The sequence below is a fragment of the Nonomuraea sp. CX421 genome (assembly GCF_059358955.1).
In genome coordinates this window covers 297,497-317,762 of the sequence record NZ_JCADBK010000005.1, presented here as the reverse complement: position 1 = coordinate 317,762, position 20,266 = coordinate 297,497, and the positions used below count along the sequence as shown (strand labels likewise).

The following is a 20,266-nucleotide window of genomic DNA, read 5'->3' as shown; positions in this document are numbered from 1 at the left end:
TCACCTCTCTCAGCGCCTCTCTCGTCGTCAGGGTTCTTGTGGTCAGGGCTTTTGTCGTGAGGGCTCGTCGCTCCAGTGGAACCCGAGGCCCCGGTGCTCTCCGGCCCGCAGCTCCGCGCCGCGGACCTGGACGGGGTACGGCTCGGCCAGCAGGCCGAGGGCCGCGAACGAGGCGTCCTCCACCTCCTCGGCCAGACACGGCAGCGGCAGCGCCAGCGCGAGCTGCCCGGACAGATCGGGCAGCAGGTGCGGATGGACCGGCACGTCGAAGGCCCGGGCCAGCTCGGCGATGCGCAGGAACGGGGTGATCCCGCCCACCCTGACCACGTTGGGCTGCACCACGTCGCACGCGCCCGCCACCAGCAGGTCGCGGAAGCCGTAGACGGTGTAGACGTTCTCGCCGACCGCGAGGGGCACGCCGGTCGCCCGCCGCAGCTCGACGTGCGCGGCGACGTCGTCGGCGGGCAGCGGCTCCTCCAGCCAGTGCGGGTCGTAGGGGGCGAGGGCCTCGGCGGCGCGGCGGGCGCGGTGCAGGTCCCAGCGCTGGTTGGCGTCGATCATCAGCAGCGTCTCCGGCCCGATCACCTCGCGGACCGCCGCCACCCGCTCGACGTCCTCGCGCAGGGCGGGCCGGCCCACCTTGATCTTGACCGCCGGGTAGCCGGCCGCCTTCCACCGCCCGGCCTGCGCGACCAGCTCCTCCAGCGAGTAGTGCAGGTTCACGCCGCTTCCGTAGACCGGCACGCTGTCCCGGCGTCTGCCCAGCACCTCGACCAGTCCGCGTTCGCCGCAGCGCAGGTCCCACAGGGCGAGATCGAGCCCGGCCAGCGCGATCGTGGTGACGCCGCCGGCCCCGGCCTCGCGCAGGTGCCGCCAGAGCAGGTCCCACACCACCTCCGGGTGCGGGTCGAGGCCGATGACGGCCTCCCGGATGTCGTGCTCCAGCAGCGCGTGTACGGCCCGCGCCCCGATCCGCGGCGTCCAGGAGAAGCCGGTGCCCGTCCGGCCGTCGTCCAGGGTCACCTCGACGACCAGGACGTGGTTGACGGGTACGTCGGGCCCCCACGGGCGGGGCAGCGTGGCCGTGCGCGACCGTACCGTGAGGTCACGAATCACGGGCACCCGCCAGCGCCCGCCCGTGCGTGATCAACGCCTCCAGCTCGGCCACGTGCTCGGGCGTGGGATCCACCAGCGGCGGCCGGACCGGCCCGGTGTCCAGGCCGCCCAGCCGCACCCCGGCCTTGACCAGGGACACGGCGTAGCCGGGGACCTTCGAGCGCAGCCGTACCAGCGGCTCGTAGAACTCGGTGAGCAGATCGGCGGCGCCGTCGCGGAAGGCGGTGGCGATCTCCGGCGCGAAGGCGAAGACCGCGGAGGAGTAGAGCTCCACCCCGATGCCGCGGTAGGCCCCCATGGTCAGCTCGGCCGTCGGCAGCCCGTTGAAGAACCGGAAACCGTCGCCGACCTCGCGGCGCACGGCCAGCACGGTGCGCTGGATCAGGTCGATGTCGCCCACGCCGTCCTTCAGGCCGATCACACCCGGGATCCGGGCCAGCTCCACCACCCGCTCGGGCGAGAGCACCACCGCCCCGCGCTGGTAGACGATGAGCGGCAGGATCTCCGCGACCGCCCGCACGTAGGCGGCGAACCCCTCCTCGGTGCCCGTCGACAGGTACGGCGGCATGAGCAGCAGCCCGTCGGCCCCGGCCTCGCGGGCGGCCCTCGCCTGCCGCAGCGCCGTGCCGAACGGCCCGCCCGCCCCCGCGAACACCGGCACCCGCCCCCGCGCCGTCTCGACCGCCACCCGCACCACGGCCGCGTGCTCCGACTCCGACAGGGCGGCGAACTCACCCGTGCCGCAGGCCGCGAACACGCCGCCGGGGCCGTGTTCGAGCCCTCGCCGCAGGTGCTCGGCCAGCACCTTCTCGGCCAGCTCGCCGTCGTTGTCGAAGGGGGTGATGGGGAAGAAGAGGATTCCGCTGAGGTTCATGGGGTCTCCAGTTCGCTGCGCCAGCTGCGCTTGGCGGTCCAGCCGAGCATGCGTTCGGCCTTGGCCGAGGTGAAGGCGGGGGAGGTGCCGGTCAGCCGCGCGGCGGTCGCGGCGGTCGCGGGGTTGACCGTGGGAAGCAGCTCCGCCAGGGGCTCACGGGCCAGCGCGTCCGCCGCGCCGGCGAAGAACACCTCGCCGCTGGGCAGCTCGAACAGCCGCTCGGCCAGTACGGCGATCAGCTCGGAGGCGTCCCGGGCGTCGATGTAGTTGAAGAGCGACACCCCGGCGATGTCCGGCCGGTCGAGTCGTTCGGCCATCGTGTGACCGGACTGGGTGGGCGCGCCCGCCCACTCCTCGGGCGCCACCACGAAGCACGGCCGCACCGCGGCGAACCGGGTGGCCGAGCCGCGCGCGAAGGCCGCCATGGTCTGCTCGGCGGTGAGCTTCGACAGGCTGTAGGAGTTCCACGGCTCGGTGGGGTGCTCCTCGTCGATCGGCAGGTAGCGGGGCCGCCAGCCACCGGGGGCGCCGTAGCCGATGACGGTCGGGCTGCTGGCCACCACGACTCTGCCGACGCCGAGGTTGCTCGCCGCCGCGCACACGTTGAAGGCGAGTTGCGTGTTGGTGCGGAAGGTCAGGCCGTCGGTCCGGCTGAACGGGGTCGCGATCGCGGCCAGGTGCACGACGACGTCGGGCCGGAAGCGCGCCATGACGTCGTGGGTCTCGCCCAGGTCGGTCAGGTCGGCCGGCAGCGTGACGGCCGCCTCGTCGGGGGTGCCGGAGCCGACGTCGACGCCGACGACCTCGTGGCCCGTCTGCGCCAGGGTGGCGACCACACTGCGCCCGAGTCGGCCGGCGCTGCCGGTCACCAGTGTTCGTGTCATCGGGTCTTCCACCACTCCTGGGATCTTGCAGCAACCGGTTGCAAAAAGTATTGAGGTTCGGCTTCGAAAACGTCAAGCGGTGAGACCGTCACCAGAGCACGACGAGTGGTCACATGAGGGATAGGATGCGAGGCAGGGCGGGTCGATCGTCGATTGACAACGATACAAACGCTTGCACTAAAGTACAGGTCATGGTCGGAGGAGGCCCAGCGTGGCGGTGACGATTCGCGACGTGGCCCGGGTGTCCGGGGTGCACGTCTCCACGGTGTCACGCGCCTTCTCCGCACCCCATCTGGTCAACCCCGAGACCCGGGTCAGGGTGCTCGCCGTCGCCGACGACCTGGGCTACCGGCCCAACCGGGCGGCCCGGGCGCTGACCACCGGCCGCACCCACAACCTCGGCCTCATCGTGGCCGACATCGCCAACCCGTTCTTCCCGCCCCTCATCAAGGCGGCGCAGGCGCAGGCCAGACTACGCGACTACCACGTGTTCGTGGCCGACACCGACGAGGATCCCAAGGTCGAGGAAGAGCTGATCCAGACCCTCACCAAGCAGGTCGACGGCGTGCTGCTGTGCAGCCCCCGCCTCACCAACCGCACCATCGAGCGGCTGCGCCAGGAGGTGCCGTTCGTCCTGGTCAACCGCCGGGTCAAGGGGATGGCCACGGTCCTGATGGACGTGGGGCGGGGGGCGCGGCTCGCCGTCGAGCATCTCACCGGGCTCGGCCACCGCCGGCTCGCCCTGGTCACCGGCCCCAGCGGGTCGTGGACCAGCAAGGAGATGCAGGAGGCGGCCGCCGCGATGAGCGAGGTCGACGTCGCCTTCCTCGGCCCCAACCCGCCGACCGAGCAGGGCGGCCGGGCCGCCGCCGCCGAGGTGATCGCCTCCGGCGCGACCGGCGTGCTCGCCTACAACGACCTGGTCGCCATCGGCCTCATCGAGGGGCTCGCCGAGCGCGGCGTGCACGTGCCCGGCGACATCAGCGTGATCGGCGTCGACGACATCGTGGCCGGACGCCTCGGCCGGCCGAAGCTGACCACCATCGCCATGCCGACCGCCACCGCCGGGCGCATCGCCGTCGACATGCTCCTCCAGTCGGTCGATTCCGAGGTGGCCACCGGGGTAACGATGCTGGAGACCGCGCTGATCATCCGCGAATCCACGGGAGAGGCACACTCATGACGTTCGGAACCATGCCGTCGGGAGAGCGCGTGGAGCGCTTCGAGTTGTCCTCCGGGCCGTTGCGGGCCGCCGTGCTCAGCTACGGCGCCGTCCTCCAGACGCTGGAGGTGTACGGCCTCAACGTCGTCCTCGGGCTTGACACGCTCGACGACTACCTGACCCGCAGCCGCTACTTCGGAGCCGTCGCGGGCAGATACGCCAACCGCATCGCGGGCGGCCGCTTCACCCTCGACGGCACCGAATACCAGGTGCCGGTCAACGACGGCCCCAACAGCCTCCACGGCGGAGTCCACGGCTTCGACAGCAAGGTGTGGACCGTCGCCGACGTCACCGGCTCGTCCATCACGCTCACCCTCACCAGCCCCGACGGCGACCAGGGCTATCCGGGCACCCTCAACGCCTCGGTCACCTACACGCTCGAGGCCGAGGCGATCCGCCTCGACTACACCGCCGAGACCGACGCGCCGACCGTGCTCAACCTGACCAATCACTCCTACTTCAACCTGGCCGGCCGCGGCGACGTGCTCGGCCACGTGGTCCGCATCGACGCCGAGCACTACCTGCCCGTCGACGCGGTCAAGATCCCCACGGGCGAGCTCGCGCCGGTCAAGGGCACGCCGTTCGACTTCACCGAGCCGCACGCCATCGGCGAGCGGCAGGGCGGCGCCTACGACCACTGCTTCGTCCTCGACGGTGGCGTCACGGTGGTCGAGCCCGAGACCGGCCGCACCATGGAGGTCACCACCACCGAGCCGGGCGTGCAGTTCTACGCGGGCGGCATGCTCGACCCGGCCGCCACGCCCTACGGCCCGCACGCGGGGCTCTGCCTGGAGACCCAGCACTTCCCCGACTCGCCCAACCAGCCCGGCTTCCCGTCGACCGTGCTGCGGCCGGGCGAGCGCTTCACCTCCAGCACCACCTACCGGTTCACCGGCTGACCGGCGCGCAGCGTCGCCGTGGCCCGGAGCACCAGCAGGGCCACGTCGTCGCCGACCGGCTCCGGGCCGAACGAGTCGACCGCCTGCCGCACCCGCTCCGCGACGGCGTGCGCGCTCAGCCCCGTACAACCCGACAGCAGCCGGGCCAGCCCGTCGTCGTCGTCGAGCAGCCGGTCGCCGTCGCGCCGCTCGGTCACCCCGTCGGTCACGCACAGCAGCACCTCACCGGGCGCCAGCTCGAACGTCTCCACGAAGAACCTGGCCTCGTACTCGATGCCGAGCAGTAGCTGCGGGCTGGCCACGGCCCGCACCTCGCCGTCCGCGCGCAGCAGCAGGGGCGGCGGATGCCCCGCCGAGGCGATCGTGCACAGCGCCCCGCCCTGCGGCAGCGGGGTGAGCTCGCCGCACAGCAGGCTGAGGAAACGTCCCTCCTCGTTCTCCTCCAGCAGCGTCTCGTTCAGCCGGTGCAGGATGTCGGCCACCGTGTAGTGCTCCTTGGCGAGCAGGCGTACGGCATGGCGGGCCAGCCCCGTGACGGCCGCAGCCTCCGGGCCGCTGCCGCACACGTCGCCCAGCGCGAAGCACCAGTGGTCGCCCACCGTGAACAGGTCGTAGAAGTCGCCGCCCACGTCGGCGCCCTCCTCGGCGGGCTCGTACACGACGGCCGACTCCAGGCCCGGCATGGTGGCCACGCCCATCGGCAGCAGGCTGCGCTGCAGCACCCGCGAGGTGGTCGCCTGCCGCGTGTAGAGCATGGCCGTGTGCAGGTTGAGCGCGACCAGCCGGCACAGGTCGGCCAGCAGGTCGGCCACCTCCAGCGGGAGCGTCGGCTCGACCCGTCCGATCACCAGCGCGCCGTGCGACCTGCCCTGGATGAGCAGGGGGAACGACAGCACGCTCTCCGCGCCGACCGGCCAGCTGATCTCGCCCAGCGTCGCCTGCGGGACGGACGGCAGCGACGTGCGCAGCGCGGCGTTGTGCCGCTCCTCGGTGTGCCACACGTGCGCCAGCCTGGTCATGCCCGTCAGGTCGGTCAGGTAGACCGCCGCCCAGGTGGCGATCTTGGGTACGACCAGCTGGGCCGTCAGCGCCGCGATCAGCTCCTCGTCGTGCACGCCCGCCAGCAGCTCGCCCGCCTCGGCCAGGAACGAGAGCCGGCCCCGGTGGGCGCGCTCCTGCTCGGCGGTTCGCTCGCGCTGCACGGTCACCGCCACCTGGTCGGCGATGTGCTGCAGGCTGACCGTGAGCTCCTGGTCGAACCTGCCCGGCTCGGCGGCCGCCGCCACCAGATAGCCGATCACCTCGCCCGACACGCGCAGCGGCGCGCACACCAGTGACCTGGCCCGCAGTTGCTCGGCCAGGGCCACGTCTCCGGCCAGCAGGTCGTCGACGACCGCGGGCGCCGTGCGGTCCACGCCGAACAGCCCCGCCGCCACCAGCCCGACCAGCCCCGCCGTCGCGCCCGCCCCGGCCGCGACACCGAACCGGTTGCCGCTCTCACCGCGCAGCAGCACGTACGAGGCGTCGCCCCCGCTGGATGTGTGGACGATCTGGGCGATGGTGTCGAGCACCTCGGCGAGCGGCCGGTCGCGGTCGAGCAGGTCCTTGATGCGCCTGCCCGGCTCCCGCCTGAGCGGCGCCGGCGGGCCGGCCAGGACGTACCTGTGGTCGTTGGCCACCACCATCCAGATCGCCCGGCGGTCCCTGGCGCGGCCCTCCGTGCGTAGATGGGAGATGTAGACCGGGACCAACCGGCCGTCGCGGTGGCGCATCCGGGACTCGCCGCGCCAGCGGCCGAGGTTGAGCGTGTCGGCCAGCGACAGCGAGTAGGAGCCGTGCCCGCGCCAGGCGACCAGCTCCGCCAGCGGCCTGCCCGTGGCCTGCTCGGACGGCCAGCCGAGCAGCGCCTCGGCTTCGGGATTCCAGGAGACCACGCGCCCGTCGAAGTCGGCCACGATGACCCCGACGTGCAGGGTCTCGACGGGCGCGGCGGCCGCCGCCGGCGCCGCGGCCGGGGTGCCCCGCGCGACATCGTGGGCGCCCGATCCGTCGGCGAACTCCATGCGGACCCACACCCGTTTGGCGGTGCCGGAGTAGGTGACGCCCCACGCGTCGGCGAGCAGGCCGGCCAGCGCGAGCCCGCGCCCGGAGGTGGCCATGGCGTCGCCGGGCGGCGAGCCGGTCGCCGGGATGGTCCGCGTGGGGTGGTGGTCGTCTACCTCGATCTCCAGCCGTGGCGGCGCGGCGTGCGCGTCCAGGCGGCAGGTCAGCTCGATGCCGGTGCCCGCGTGCACCACCGCGTTGGTGACGAGCTCGCTGGTCAGCAGCACGGCGTCCTCGGCCAGGTGGCCCAGGTGCCACTCGCCGAGCACCTGGCGGACGAAGCGGCGGGCGGCCGCCGGGGCATGGGGCGTGCCGTCGAAGCCCGTGCTCGACACGCGGGTGGTTTCCACTATCCGTCCTAGAACATCACTCGATGTGGCAGTTCGGTTACTCTCAGGGTGGCAGACTGTGGGCCGTTCATGCCTCCACTTGTGAAGAAGGCAGCCGTGGTCGCGCAGCTGGAACCCCCTCTCGCCCCCGACACCCTGCGGCAGGCGGACCTCAGGCCGCTGCTCGTGGCCCTTCAGCGGCTACGTGACGGCAACTTCCGGGCGCGCCTCGACCTGCCCTCAGATCCCTTCCTGGCCGAGCTGGCGATGGCCTTCAACCAGGTCGTCGACCGCAACGAGCACCTGACCGGCGAGCTCACCCGGGTCCGCGTCGAGGTGGCCAGGCAGGGCCACCTCGACGAGCGGCTCACCCCGAGCCCCGGCGCGGGCGGCTGGGCGGTCAACGTGACGGCCGTCAACGCGCTGATCGACGCGCTGGTGATCCCGGCCGCCAAGGCCACCCGGGTGCTCAACGCCGTCGCCGACGGCGACCTGTCGCAGCGGGTCGACCTGCAGGAGGACAACCGCCCGCTGCGTGGCGGCCTGCGTCTGATGGGCAAGGCGGTCAACCGGATGGTCGACCAGCTCGCGCTGTTCTCCGGCGAGGTGACGCGGGTCGCCCGTGAGGTCGGCACCGAGGGGCGGCTGGGCGGCCGGGCCAAGGTGCAGGGCATGTCGGGCAGCTGGCGCGACGTGACCGAGGCGGTCAACGCCATGGCGGCCCGGCTGACCGCGCAGGTGCGCGACATCGCGGTGGTCACCACGGCCGTGGCCAGGGGCGACCTGACCCGGCAGGTGACGGTCGAGGCCACCGGCGAGCTGCTGGAGCTCAAGCTGACCGTCAACACGATGGTCGACCAGCTGTCGGCGTTCGCCAGCGAGGTGACGCGGGTGGCGCGCGAGGTCGGCACCGAGGGGCAGCTGGGCGGCCGGGCCGAGGTCAAGGGGGTGCTCGGCACCTGGAAGGATCTCACCGACAACGTCAACTTCATGGCGTCCAACCTCACCACCCAGGTCCGCTCGATCGCGCAGGTCACGACGGCGGTGGCCAACGGCGACCTGTCGAAGAAGATCACGGTCAACGCGCGGGGCGAGATCCTTCAGCTGAAGGACACGATCAACACGATGGTGGGGCAGTTGTCGGCGTTCGCCGACGAGGTGACGCGGGTGGCGCGCGAGGTCGGCACCGAGGGGCGGCTCGGCGGTCAGGCGCAGGTGCGCGGGGTGAGCGGGGTGTGGAAGGACCTCACCGACAACGTCAACTTCATGGCCTCTAACCTCACCACCCAGGTGCGCGACATCGCCCAGGTGGCCACCGCGGTCGCCCAGGGCGACCTGAGCCGCAAGATCAGCGTGGACGTCAAGGGCGAGATCCTTCAGCTGAAGGACACCGTCAACACGATGGTCGACCAGCTGTCGGCGTTCGCCGCGGAGGTGACGCGGGTGGCGCGGGAGGTCGGCAGCGAGGGGCGGCTCGGCGGTCAGGCGCAGGTGCGCGGGGTGAGCGGGGTGTGGAAGGACCTCACCGACAACGTCAACTTCATGGCCGACAACCTCACCACCCAGGTGCGCAGCATCGCCCAGGTGGCCACCGCGGTCGCGAAGGGCGACCTCAGCCGCAAGATCACGGTCGAGGTCAAGGGTGAGATCCTGGAGCTGACCAACACCATCAACACGATGGTCGACCAGCTGTCCGCGTTCGCCGACGAGGTGACGCGGGTGGCGCGCGAGGTCGGCACCGAGGGGCAGCTGGGCGGGCGGGCCGAGGTCAAGGGCGTCTCGGGCACCTGGAAGGACCTCACCGACAACGTCAACTTCATGGCCGACAACCTCACCAGTCAGGTGCGCAACATCGCGCAGGTCACGACGGCCGTGGCCGACGGCGATCTGTCGAAGAAGATCACGGTCGACGCGCGGGGCGAGATCCTTCAGCTGAAGGACACGATCAACACGATGGTCGACCAGTTGTCCGCGTTCGCCGGCGAGGTGACGCGGGTGGCGCGGGAGGTCGGCACCGAGGGGCGGCTCGGCGGTCAGGCGCAGGTGCGCGGGGTGAGCGGGGTGTGGAAGGACCTCACCGACAACGTCAACTTCATGGCGTCCAACCTGACCAGTCAGGTGCGCAGCATCGCGGTGGTCGCGACCGCCGTGGCCAACGGCGACCTGTCGAAGAAGATCGACGTCGACGCGCGGGGCGAGATCCTCGAGCTCAAGACCACCATCAACACCACCGTCGACCAGTTGTCCGCCTTCTCCGGTGAGGTGACCCGGGTGGCCCGCGAGGTCGGCACCGAGGGCAGCCTGGGCGGTCAGGCGCAGGTGCGCGGGGTGAACGGCGTGTGGAAGGACCTCACCGACAACGTCAACTTCATGGCGTCCAACCTGACCAGCCAGGTGCGCAACATCGCGCAGGTCGCGACCGCCGTGGCCAACGGCGACCTGTCGAAGAAGATCGACGTCGACGCCCGGGGCGAGATCCTCGAGCTCAAGACCACCATCAACACGATGGTCGACACCCTGTCCTCCTTCTCCTCCGAGGTGACCCGGGTGGCCCGCGAGGTCGGCTCCGAGGGCAGGCTCGGCGGTCAGGCCGAGGTCGAGGGGGTCTACGGCACCTGGGAACGCCTCACCAAGAACGTCAACGAGCTGGCCGGCAACCTCACCACCCAGGTGCGGGCCATCGCTGAGGTGGCCAGCGCCGTCGCCCAGGGCGATCTGAGCCGCGCCATCAGCCTTGAGGCCAAGGGCGAGGTCGCCGAGCTGAAGAACAACGTCAACCTGATGGTGGCCAACCTGCGCGAGACCACCCGGGCCAAGGACTGGCTGGAGAGCAACCTGGCCCGCATCGCCGGCCTCATGCAGGGCCACCGCGACCTGGTCGAGGTCGCCGACCTCATCCTGCGGGAGCTCACCCCGCTGGTCAGCGCCCAGTTCGGTGCGTTCTTCCTGGCCGGCTCCGGGTCGCTCGACGGCGAGCTGGCCTTCATCGCCGGCTACGGCGCCGCCCACGACAGGGACGTGCTGCCCGGCACGGGCACGCCAGGCCCCGGCCTGATCAGGCAGGCGGCGCTGGAGAAGAAGCGCATCCTGCTCAGCGACGTGCCCTCCGGCTACATCAAGGTGCACACCGGGCTCGGCGAGGCGGCCCCCGCCAGCGTGGTCGTGCTGCCGATCCTGTTCGAGGACAACGTGCTCGGCGTGATCGAGCTGGCGTCCTTCAGCCGGTTCAGCGACGTCCACCTGGCCTTCTTCGACCAGTTCGTGGTCACCATCGGGGTGGCCATCAACACGATCATCGCCAACGCCCGCACCGAGTCGCTGCTGTCGGAGTCGCAGCGGCTGGCCCAGCAGCTCCAGGGCCGCTCCGACGAGCTGCAGCGCCAGCAGGCCGAGCTGCGCAGGTCCAACGCCGCCCTGGAGGAGAAGGCGCACCTGCTGGCCACCTCGTCGCGCTACAAGTCGGAGTTCCTCGCCAACATGTCCCACGAGCTGCGCACGCCGCTCAACAGCCTGCTCATCCTGGCGCGGCTGCTCGCCGACAACCCCGAGGACAACCTGTCGGCGCAGGAGGTCGAGTTCGCCACCACCATCCACAACGCGGGCAGCGACCTGCTCCAGCTGATCAACGACATCCTCGACCTGTCGAAGATCGAGGCGGGGCGGATGGACGTACGGCCCGAGAAGCTGCCGCTGAGCAAGCTCCTCGACTACGTCGACGCCACGTTCCGGCCGCTGACCGTCGACCGAGGTCTCACCTTCGAGATCGAGATCGCCCCCGGCGTGCCGCGCGAGCTGTTCAACGACGAGCGGCGGCTCCAGCAGATCCTGCGCAACCTGCTGTCCAACGCGGTCAAGTTCACCTCCGCCGGCGAGGTCAGGCTGGCGGTCTCCATCGCCCGCGGCCTCGACAGTCCGGCGCTCCGCGACGCCGCCGACGTGGTAGCCTTCGCGGTCAGCGACACCGGCATCGGCATCGCGCCCGACAAACTGCCCGCCATCTTCGGCGCGTTCCAGCAGGCCGACGGCACCACCAGCCGCAAGTACGGCGGGACGGGCCTCGGCCTGTCGATCAGCAGCGAGATCGCCCGGCTGCTCGGCGGCGAGATCCACGCCAGCAGCGAGCCGGGCAGAGGCAGCACCTTCACGCTGTACGTGCCCGCCCGCTGCCTCACCTCGACCGTCACGGCCGAGCAGGCGGAGCACGACGCGGCGCAGGCGACCGGCCGGCGGGCCGAGCCGGTGCGCGGGACGGTCGAGAGCCGCGCGGTCCAGCAGCAGGCCGAGTGGCCCAGTGCCGACGCCGACGACCTGTGGCACTCCGCGACCAGGCTCGGCGAGATGAGCGACGGCCCGGCCGGTGAGGCGTTCGCCGGCGAGCGGGTGCTCATCGTCGACGACGACATCCGCAACGTCTACGCCCTCACCCACGTGCTCGGCCGCCTCGGCATGGAGGTGATCTACGCCGAGAACGGACGGGAGGGCATCGAGGTGCTCGAACGCGAGGATAAGATCGCGCTGGTCCTGATGGACGTGATGATGCCCGAGATGGACGGCTACGAGACGCTGGTCGCCGTGCGGTCCATGCCGAGGTTCGCCGACCTGCCGATCATCGCCCTGACGGCCAAGGCGATGCCGGGCGACCGGGAGAAGACGATCTCCTGCGGCGCCTCCGACTACGTGCCCAAACCGGTTGATCTGGATCATCTGCTGGACGTCATGCGCGGCTGGCTCGCGGGGGAGAGGAAGGCCGCCGAATGAACCGCCAGGTCAAGATCCTGCTCGTCGACGACAAGGAGGAGAGCCTGATCGCGCTCGACGCGGTGCTGCGCCCGCTGCAGCAACGGCTGTTCAAGGCCAGGTCGGGGCAGGACGCGATGAAACTGATGCTGCGCCACGACTTCGCGGTGGTGCTGCTCGACGTGCTGATGCCGGGCATGGACGGATTCGAGACCGCGAGCCACATCAAACGGCTCGACCAGACCCGCGACGTGCCCATCATCTTCCTGACCGGCACCGACACGGGCAGCGGCGCGGCCTTCCGCGGCTACGCCGTCGGGGCGGTCGACTACATCACCAAGCCGTTCGATCCGTGGGTGCTGCGCTCCAAGGTCACCGTCTTCATCGAGTTGTTCCGCAAGAACGCCGTCCTCCAGGAGCAGGCCGCGCTGCTGTGCGATCTGGTGCAGAACGACACGGTGCTGTCGCGCGACTCGCGCGCCCTGGCCGACTTCGCCGAGCGGCTGTCCGCCGTCGAGGCCCGGCTGGCCGGCCTGGCCGGCACCTCCTCGGGCGACGAGGGGCTGCGCGACACGATCAAGGATCTGGCCGCCGAGGTGGCCGCCATGCGGGCCGCGTTCGACACGGTTCGTCTCTGATCGGCGTGCCTGAGTGCGCTCGGCCGTGTCTCCGACGTACCTTTGGCATCATGGCCACCCGTCCGCCGAAAAGCGCAGCGAAGGGGCCGGCGAAGCGGTCGACCTCACCTCGATCGACCCCCGCGAAGCGGGGAGCCACGTCGTCGGGGCGACCGAGGGCGAAGGGGGCTGCGTCGGCTCGTAAGCCGCCCATGACCCACCAGGACCCGATCAGCTGGGTCTTCACGATGATCGGTAAGCTGGTCGTCGGCCTGTGGATGCTGCTCGCCAACGGCATCGGCAGCACCGCGCGGGCGCTCGGCAAGAACGCCCGCGAGCTCGACCCGGTCCACCGGCGCGACGGGGTGGGGCTGGCGGTCCTCGCGGGCGCGATCGTGGTCGCCGCGATGACCTGGCGCACGTCCGAGGGGACGGTGCCCAGCATGGTCAACGCCGCCGTGCACGCCGTGTTCGGCTCGCTGGCCTGGGCCCTGCCGCTGCTGCTCGGCCTGCTGGCCTGGCGCTACCTCCGCCATCCCGACCAGAACGCCGACACCGGGCGGATGGTGATCGGCTGGAGCGCGCTGCTCGTCGGCGTGCTCGGCGTCATCCACGTGGCCAACGACGTCCCCTACCCGGCGGGCACGGCCAACGACGGGATGGAGCGCATCTCGCAGGCGGGCGGCCTCGTCGGCTTCCTCGTCTCGGCGCCGCCGATGAGCATCCTGCCGTCCTGGATCACCATCCCGCTGCTGCTCATGCTGTCGGGGTTCGGCGTACTGGTGATCACGGCCACGCCGGTGCACCGGATCCCCGAGCGGCTCGCGGAGCTCCGTCACCTGCTGTTCGACCGACAGGCCCCGGCTGAGGAGCGGCAGCAGCCGGGCAGGAAGCGGGCCAAGCCCAAGAAGCCCGCGTCATCCGAGGTCGGCGACCTGATCAAGCCGTACGACACGCCGGTGATCGCCGACCAGGACAAGCGCGGCGACCACTCGCCGGAGATCGTGCCCGGCCTGACCGACGACGAGGAGCCGCCCGCCTCGGCGCGCAGGCAGGAGCCGCCGCAGCCCACCCCGGCGCCGCGCAAGGTCGAGCAGCTCGTGCTGTCTCCTCAGGCCGGCCCATACGGCCTGCCCGACCTGCAGCTGCTCAAGCCGGGCAGCCTGCCCAAGCCCCAGACCAAGGCCAACACCACCGTGGTCAACGCGCTGACCAGCGTGCTGGAGCAGTTCACCATCGACGCGCAGGTGATCGGCTTCACCCGCGGGCCGACCGTGACCCGCTACGAGATCGAGCTCGGGCCGGCGGTCAAGGTGGAGAAGGTCACGGCTCTCACCAAGAACATCGCGTACGCCGTCAAGTCCGCGGATGTCCGGATCTTGTCTCCCATCCCCGGCAAGTCGGCCATCGGGGTGGAGATCCCGAACGCCGACAAGGACCTGGTCGCGCTCGGCGACGTGCTCCGGGCCCAGGTCGCCCAGGCCGACCACCATCCGATGATCGTCGGCCTCGGTAAGGACGTCGAGGGACGCACCATCGTCGCCAACCTCGCCAAGATGCCCCACCTGCTGATCGCGGGCGCCACCGGGGCCGGCAAGTCGGTCTGCGTCAACGGGCTCATCACCTCGATCCTCATGCGCGCCACGCCCGACGAGGTGCGGATGGTGCTGGTCGACCCCAAGCGCGTCGAGCTGTCGGTCTACGAGGGCATCCCGCACCTCATCACCCCCATCATCACCAACCCCAAGAAGGCCGCCGAGGCCCTCGAATGGGTGGTGGGCGAGATGGACCGCCGCTACGACGACCTGGCGGCCAGTGGGTTCCGCCACGTCGACGAGTTCAACAAGGCCGTCCGGGCCGGCAAGCTCCAGCCGCCGCCGGGCAGCGAGCGTGTCTACCAGCCCTACCCCTACCTCCTGGTCATCGTGGACGAGCTGGCCGACCTGATGATGGTTGCCCCGCGCGACGTCGAGGACTCCATCGTCCGCATCACCCAGCTGGCCCGCGCCGCCGGCATCCACCTGGTCATCGCGACGCAGCGGCCCTCGGTGGACGTGGTCACCGGCCTCATCAAGGCCAACGTGCCCTCCCGGCTGGCCTTCGCCGTCTCCTCCCTCACTGACTCGCGGGTCATCCTCGACCAGCCCGGCGCTGACAAGCTGATCGGCCAGGGCGACGCGTTGTTCCTGCCGATGGGCGCCAGCAAGCCCATCCGCATCCAGAACGCGTTCGTCTCGGAGAAGGAGATCGCCGAGATCGTCGCGCACTGCAAGACGCAGATGCAGGCCGAATACCGCGACGACGTCGCCGCCGCGCCGGTCAAGCGCGAGATCGACGAGGACATAGGCGACGATCTCGACCTGGTCATCCAGGCCGCCGAGCTGATCGTGACGACCCAGTTCGGCTCGACCTCGATGCTGCAGCGCAAGCTCCGCGTCGGCTTCGCCAAGGCGGGCCGGCTGATGGACCTGCTGGAGAGTCGCAACGTGGTCGGCCCGAGCGAGGGGTCGAAGGCCCGCGAAGTGCTGGTGAAACCGGATGATCTGCCGGGTTTGCTGGCCGACTTGCGTGGCGAATGACCCCGATGCGACCCCGCCCGGCGATGACTGATTGAATGTGAACGACTACGCATCGTCGGGGGCGGGGAGGCGTGCGCCGTGGAGGAGCAGAGCATAGGGGCCATACTGGCGGCTGCCAGGCGGTCGGCGGGCTTGACGGTCGCGCAGTTGAGCGCGACCACCCGCATCCGCGAGGCCATCATCTACGCGATCGAGCGAGACGACTACGCCCAGTGCGGGGGCGACTTCTACGAGCGCGGGCACGTCAAGGTGCTCGCCCGGGCGGTCGGGCTCGATCCCGACACCCTGGTCCATCTCTACGACGAGCAACACGGCGGCGCGCCGGTGCCGGTGCGGGCCGCGGCGGTGTTCCAGACCGACCGCAAGCTCCGCATCCGCGAGCGACGGGCCCCCAACTGGTCGATGGCGCTGGGCGTCGCGCTGGCCATCGTGGTGGTGTTCGGCGTGGTCAGGGTCATGGGGGGCGCCACCGAGCAGGGCCGGTCCGTCGGGGTGCAGCCGATGTCGGCGTCGCCCAGCGTGCCGCCCAACTCTCCGATCACCGAGGAGCCGCGCGGGTCCGCGCTGTCCGCCGGCCGGGGGAGCGACAACGAGGTGGTGGTCAGGGTCAAGGCCGAGCGCCCCGCGTTCCTCAACGTCCGCGACTCCAGCGGTCGCAAGCTGTTCTCCGGCACGCTGGAGGCGGGCAAGAGCTCCACGTGGCGGGCCGCGTCCCGGGTGAGCCTGCTGATCGGCGACGCCGGTGCGGTGGCCCTCCAGGTCAACGGCCAGGATCTGGGCCATCCGGGGCATAGCGGCGAGATCGTGCGCCGTTCTTTCGGGCCTCCCGCGGCACCTCGGCGGTAGCCCGTGCATCGGGGGTGTCCAACTCCCGATACCGTAGGGTTCACCATGTCATCCCGCCGAACCGCATCGCTGATAACCCTGGGTTGCGCCCGCAACGAGGTCGACTCCGAGGAGCTCGCCGCGCGTCTGGAGGCTGCCGGTTGGCAGCTGGGCGACGACGACCCCGATGTCGTCGTCGTCAACACGTGCGGCTTCATCGACTCGGCGAAGAAGGACTCGATCGACACGCTGCTCGCCGCCGCCGACTCCGGAGCCAAGGTGGTGGCCGCGGGCTGCATGGCCGAGCGCTACGGTAACGAGCTGGCCGAGGCGCTGCCCGAAGCCAGCGCGGTCATCTCCTTCGACGACTACTCCGAGATCGGCGGCCGTCTCGACGACGTCCTCGCGGGCCGGCCGCTCAAGCCCCACACGCCACGCGACCGCCGCACCTTGCTCCCCATCTCGCCGGTCGAACGAGCCGGCGCGTCGAGGGCCGGCATCCCCGGCCACGGTGACCTGCCCGAGGGGGTGGCGCCGGCCAGCGGCCCCCGCGTCCTGCGCAAGCGGCTCGACGAGAGCCCGGTGGCCTCGCTCAAGCTCGCCTCCGGCTGCGACCGGCGCTGCACGTTCTGCGCCATCCCCGCCTTCCGGGGCGCCTACGTCTCACGCGACCCGGACGAGCTGGTGGCCGAGGCCGACTGGCTGGCCCACCGCGGCGTCCGCGAGCTCGTCTTGGTCAGCGAGAATTCCACCTCCTACGGCAAGGACCTCGGTGATCTGAGGGCGCTGGAGCGGCTGCTGCCCCGGATGGCCGCCGTCGAGGGCATCGACCGAGTCCGGGCGAGCTATCTCCAGCCCGCCGAGCTGCGGCCGGGGCTGATCGACGTGATCGCCGGCACCGAGGGTGTCGCCGCCTACTTCGACCTGTCCTTCCAGCACGCCAGCGGCCCGGTGCTCCGCCGGATGCGCCGTTTCGGCGACCCCGAGCGCTTCCTCGACCTGCTGGAGACGATCCGCGAGCGAGCTCCCGAGGCGGGGGTCCGCTCCAACTTCATCGTGGGCTTCCCCGGCGAGACCGAGGAGGAGTTCGGCGAGCTGGTCGGCTTCCTGGAGCAGGCCAGGCTCGACGTGATCGGCGTCTTCGGCTACTCCGACGAGGACGGCACCGAGGCGGCGGGCTTCGACGGCAAGCTCGGCCAGGAGGTCATCGACGAGCGGGTGCGCGTGCTGACCGAGCTGGCCGAGGAGCTGACCTCGCAGCGCGCCGAGGAGCGCATCGGCACCGAGGTGGACGTGCTCATCGACGACGACCTGGGCGACGGCGGCTACGAGGGCCGGGCGGCGCATCAGGGGCCCGAGGTCGACGGCTCCGTCACGGTTCAGGGCATCGGCCTGGTCCGGGGCCAGATCGTGCGCGCCGTCGTGGTCGACGCCGAGGGGGTTGACCTGATCGCGCGCATCAAGGCCGGTCCATGACCAGGGACGAGCGCCGCGTGGTGAGCCCGTGGAACATCGCCAACGTCCTCACGGTCCTCCGGTTGGTGCTCGTCCCGTTCTTCGTCATCTGCCTCTTCCTGCCGGGCATGGGCTGGCGTCTGGGCGCGCTGGCGGTGTTCGCGGTGGCCTCGATCACCGATCACCTCGACGGTGAGCTGGCCAGGCGCTACGGGCTGATCACCGACTTCGGCAAGATCGCGGACCCGATCGCCGACAAGGCGCTCACGGGCGCGGCGCTGGTGAGTCTTTCGGTCCTGGGCGAGTTGCCGTGGTGGGTCACGCTCGTCATCCTGGGCCGGGAGCTGGGCATCACGCTGCTGCGGCTGGTGCTGATCCGGCACGCTGTCATCCCGGCCAGCTATGGTGGCAAGGTCAAGACCGTGCTGCAGATCGGCGCGATCGTCCTCTACATCCTGCCCTGGGGGCCCGACCCCGTTCGCTGGGTGGTGATGGGCGCCGCGCTGGTCGTGACCGTGGCCACGGGCGTCGACTACCTCGTACGGGCCGTCAAACTCCGCCAGGTGGCCCGACGCGCACGCGGGGAGTGACCATGTCCGGCGTGGCCGAGGTGCTGTCCCTGCTGGTGGATCGGGCGGCCACGGTGGCCGTGGCCGAGTCGCTGACCGGCGGGCTCATCGGGGCCGCGTTCACCTCGGTCTCGGGGTCCTCCAAGGCGTTCAGAGGCGGGGTGATCTCCTACGCCACCGATCTGAAGCACACGTTGCTGGCCGTGCCCGAAGATCTACTCAATCGGGAGGGGGCCGTGCATCCGGAGGTCGCGGAGGAGATGGCGCTGGGTGTGGCCAGGGTGTGCGGCGCGACCTACGGCCTGGCCGTGACGGGAGTGGCGGGGCCGGAGCCGCAGGACGGCCGCCCGGTCGGCACGGTTTTCGTCGCGGTCAGCGGGCCCGGCGGCAGATTCTGGCGACGAGAACTGAGTCTGAGAGGGTCACGCGAACGTATCAGGGTAAAGACGGTGGACGAGGCTGTAGATCTCCTAGCAAGTGTGCTGAAGGCGAACAAGGGGGAACATTCCGGATGATTACCGTGTTACGTCCCGAGCGAACATGCCAACCACGGTCTCACGCGCTGTCCGTGGATACGGGTACGGTGGAGCTGTGAGTGAGGTCCGTGAGCCAACTGCAAGCACCGAGCGCCCGGCAGGCGGGCCTGATGAGTCACGCAAAGAGCCACGCGCGGCGAGCCAGGGGCGGCAACGCCCGATGATGACGGCGAGGAGTATGTACGAAGCGAAGAAGAAGGATGTGCGGCACGATCCGATCGCGCGGGGCGTGGTGAAGACATCCGCGCCGGGGAGGGAGCGACAGATGATTTTGCTGCGTCAGCTGCTCGGCGACGTGTTGAGGCGGCTGAGGGTGCGACAGGGACGCACTCTCCGCGAGGTGTCCACGCTGGCTCGTGTCTCGCTCGGCTACCTGTCAGAGGTGGAGCGCGGCCAGAAAGAGGCGTCCTCCGAGCTGCTCGCGTCCATCTGTGGTGCTCTCGGGGTGCCGCTGTCGCAGGTGCTTCGTGAGGTTTCCGACCAGTTCGCGCTGGCCGAGCTCCAGGCTGCCCCTGTGCTCGCCGACGCGCCCGAGCACGAGCGGATCCCGCTTGCCGAGTCGGTCCCCGGATCGATCTCCGATTCCGTGTTCCCCGAAGTCAAGGACATGGTGGCCGCCTAGCGCGGCTGGCACTTGTCACACCACAGGATCAGACGTTCCTGTGACCGTGTTCCCATCTCCCCGCGACTGATGCGGGTGCCGCATCGGCGGCAGGGGCGGCCGAACCTGCCGTAAACCCACGTCTGGTCGGTCGGGCGGCGATCGCCCGTGGTGACTGTGCCCCCGTGCGCCTTGTTGGCGTCCAGCAGCCGGTGCGCCAGCGTGACCACTCCCTCCAGGTCGTCGATCTCTCTCACCTTTCGCCACGGCCAGATGCCGCGCAGGAACAACGTCTCGGCACGGTAGATCGTGCCGATGCCGGCCAGGTTGCGCTGGTCGAGCAACGCCTCACCGATCGTCCTGTCGGGGTCGCCGCGCAGCCTCCGCACGGCCTCGGTGGGGTCCCAGTCGTCGCCGAGCAGATCGGGCCCCAGATGGCCCACGACCCGTGCCTCCTCCGCGGTCTTCAGCAGATCGACCACGCCCAGCCTGATCCCCACCGCCTGCCACTGTTCGTTGGCCAGCACGAGGCGCACCACGTCACCCGGAGCGGGGCGGCGTCCGGCCGGCATGACCCGCCAGCTCCCGTCCATCCTCAGGTGGGTGTGCACGGTCAGCCCGCCCTCGACCCGGGTGAGCAGGTGCTTGCCCCGCGAGACGGTCGTCAGCACCCTCCGCCCGCTCAGGTCGGCGGTGGCGTGCCGGGGGACCCGAAAGTCGGACCGGGTGAGCACCCGCCCGTCGAGGGCCTGCCGCAGCCGGGCGGCGGTGCGGTAGACGGCGTCTCCTTCGGGCATGCGCCCAGTCTAAGAACCCGCCGGAATCGCCTCGCCGTCTCCCTGGCGCCCCGCGCGGTCGCGCTCTGCGCGCTGGGTCGGCTCGCGCTCTGTACGCCGGGCTGGCTCGCGCTCGGTGCCCAG

Annotated in this window: 15 protein-coding genes; 10 read left to right on the top strand and 5 right to left on the bottom strand. The window is 70.9% G+C overall.

Annotation, left to right across the window (positions count from 1 at the left end):
* Window positions 1-42: 42 nt before the first annotated feature.
* From AC5L3X_RS12865 to AC5L3X_RS12855, 3 genes are read right to left on the bottom strand one after another with little or no spacing between them, the layout of a single operon-like run.
* Window positions 43-1,113: a mandelate racemase/muconate lactonizing enzyme family protein gene (locus AC5L3X_RS12865; RefSeq protein ID WP_494857239.1), complete on the bottom strand. Its 1,071-nt coding sequence runs from the start codon at window positions 1,111-1,113 to the stop codon at window positions 43-45.
* Complete coding sequence (locus AC5L3X_RS12860) at window positions 1,106-1,990, bottom strand: 5-dehydro-4-deoxyglucarate dehydratase (RefSeq protein ID WP_494857165.1); 885 nt, start codon at window positions 1,988-1,990, stop codon at window positions 1,106-1,108. The genes AC5L3X_RS12865 and AC5L3X_RS12860 overlap by 8 nt, the downstream gene beginning before the upstream one ends.
* A complete protein-coding gene (locus AC5L3X_RS12855; RefSeq protein ID WP_494857164.1) occupies window positions 1,987-2,874 on the bottom strand; it encodes an NAD-dependent epimerase/dehydratase family protein in 888 nt (295 codons plus the stop codon). Before AC5L3X_RS12855 ends, AC5L3X_RS12860 begins: the two co-directional genes overlap by 4 nt.
* Before the next feature lie 211 nt (window positions 2,875-3,085).
* Here AC5L3X_RS12855 and AC5L3X_RS12850 point away from each other — a divergent pair, with 211 nt between their 5' ends.
* Window positions 3,086-4,057, top strand: coding sequence for a LacI family DNA-binding transcriptional regulator (locus AC5L3X_RS12850; protein ID WP_189123630.1), 972 nt, complete (start codon window positions 3,086-3,088; stop codon window positions 4,055-4,057).
* A complete protein-coding gene (locus AC5L3X_RS12845) occupies window positions 4,054-4,995 on the top strand; it encodes an aldose epimerase family protein (protein WP_494857163.1) in 942 nt (313 codons plus the stop codon). Before AC5L3X_RS12850 ends, AC5L3X_RS12845 begins: the two co-directional genes overlap by 4 nt.
* Here the strand turns inward: AC5L3X_RS12845 and AC5L3X_RS12840 are convergent.
* Entirely contained in the window at window positions 4,977-7,448 is a 2,472-nt protein-coding gene (locus AC5L3X_RS12840) for a SpoIIE family protein phosphatase (RefSeq protein ID WP_494857162.1), read from the bottom strand. The genes AC5L3X_RS12845 and AC5L3X_RS12840 overlap by 19 nt on opposite strands.
* Window positions 7,449-7,694: 246 nt before the next feature.
* Here AC5L3X_RS12840 and AC5L3X_RS12835 point away from each other — a divergent pair, with 246 nt between their 5' ends.
* From AC5L3X_RS12835 to AC5L3X_RS12800, 8 genes are all read left to right on the top strand, one after another.
* Entirely contained in the window at window positions 7,695-12,185 is a 4,491-nt protein-coding gene (locus AC5L3X_RS12835) for a HAMP domain-containing protein (protein ID WP_494857238.1), read from the top strand.
* Window positions 12,182-12,802, top strand: a complete 621-nt coding sequence (locus AC5L3X_RS12830; protein WP_494857161.1) for a response regulator — start codon at window positions 12,182-12,184, stop codon at window positions 12,800-12,802. The genes AC5L3X_RS12835 and AC5L3X_RS12830 overlap by 4 nt, the downstream gene beginning before the upstream one ends.
* Window positions 12,803-12,852: 50 nt before the next feature.
* Window positions 12,853-15,360: a DNA translocase FtsK gene (locus AC5L3X_RS12825; RefSeq protein ID WP_494857160.1), complete on the top strand. Its 2,508-nt coding sequence runs from the start codon at window positions 12,853-12,855 to the stop codon at window positions 15,358-15,360.
* A gap of 78 nt (window positions 15,361-15,438) precedes the next feature.
* Complete coding sequence (locus AC5L3X_RS12820; RefSeq protein ID WP_189123636.1) at window positions 15,439-16,206, top strand: helix-turn-helix domain-containing protein; 768 nt, start codon at window positions 15,439-15,441, stop codon at window positions 16,204-16,206.
* Window positions 16,207-16,251: 45 nt separating this feature from the next.
* Entirely contained in the window at window positions 16,252-17,661 is a 1,410-nt protein-coding gene (rimO, locus tag AC5L3X_RS12815) for a 30S ribosomal protein S12 methylthiotransferase RimO (RefSeq protein WP_494857159.1), read from the top strand.
* Window positions 17,658-18,230 carry a CDP-diacylglycerol--glycerol-3-phosphate 3-phosphatidyltransferase gene (pgsA, locus tag AC5L3X_RS12810; RefSeq protein WP_189123638.1) on the top strand — a complete coding sequence of 191 codons (573 nt, stop codon included), beginning with the start codon at window positions 17,658-17,660 and terminating at the stop codon, window positions 18,228-18,230. Before rimO ends, pgsA begins: the two co-directional genes overlap by 4 nt.
* Before the next feature lie 2 nt (window positions 18,231-18,232).
* Entirely contained in the window at window positions 18,233-18,724 is a 492-nt protein-coding gene (locus AC5L3X_RS12805) for a CinA family protein (protein WP_494857158.1), read from the top strand.
* A 286-nt stretch (window positions 18,725-19,010) separates the two neighbouring features.
* Entirely contained in the window at window positions 19,011-19,367 is a 357-nt protein-coding gene (locus AC5L3X_RS12800; protein ID WP_113701653.1) for a helix-turn-helix domain-containing protein, read from the top strand.
* On the opposite strand, the gene AC5L3X_RS12795 is transcribed toward AC5L3X_RS12800, so the two are convergent.
* On the bottom strand, window positions 19,364-20,143 hold the full coding sequence (locus tag AC5L3X_RS12795; protein WP_494857157.1) for a DNA-formamidopyrimidine glycosylase family protein: 780 nt from the start codon (window positions 20,141-20,143) through the stop codon (window positions 19,364-19,366). The two genes, AC5L3X_RS12800 and AC5L3X_RS12795, sit on opposite strands and share 4 nt — an antisense overlap.
* Between the last annotated feature and the right edge of the window lie 123 nt (window positions 20,144-20,266).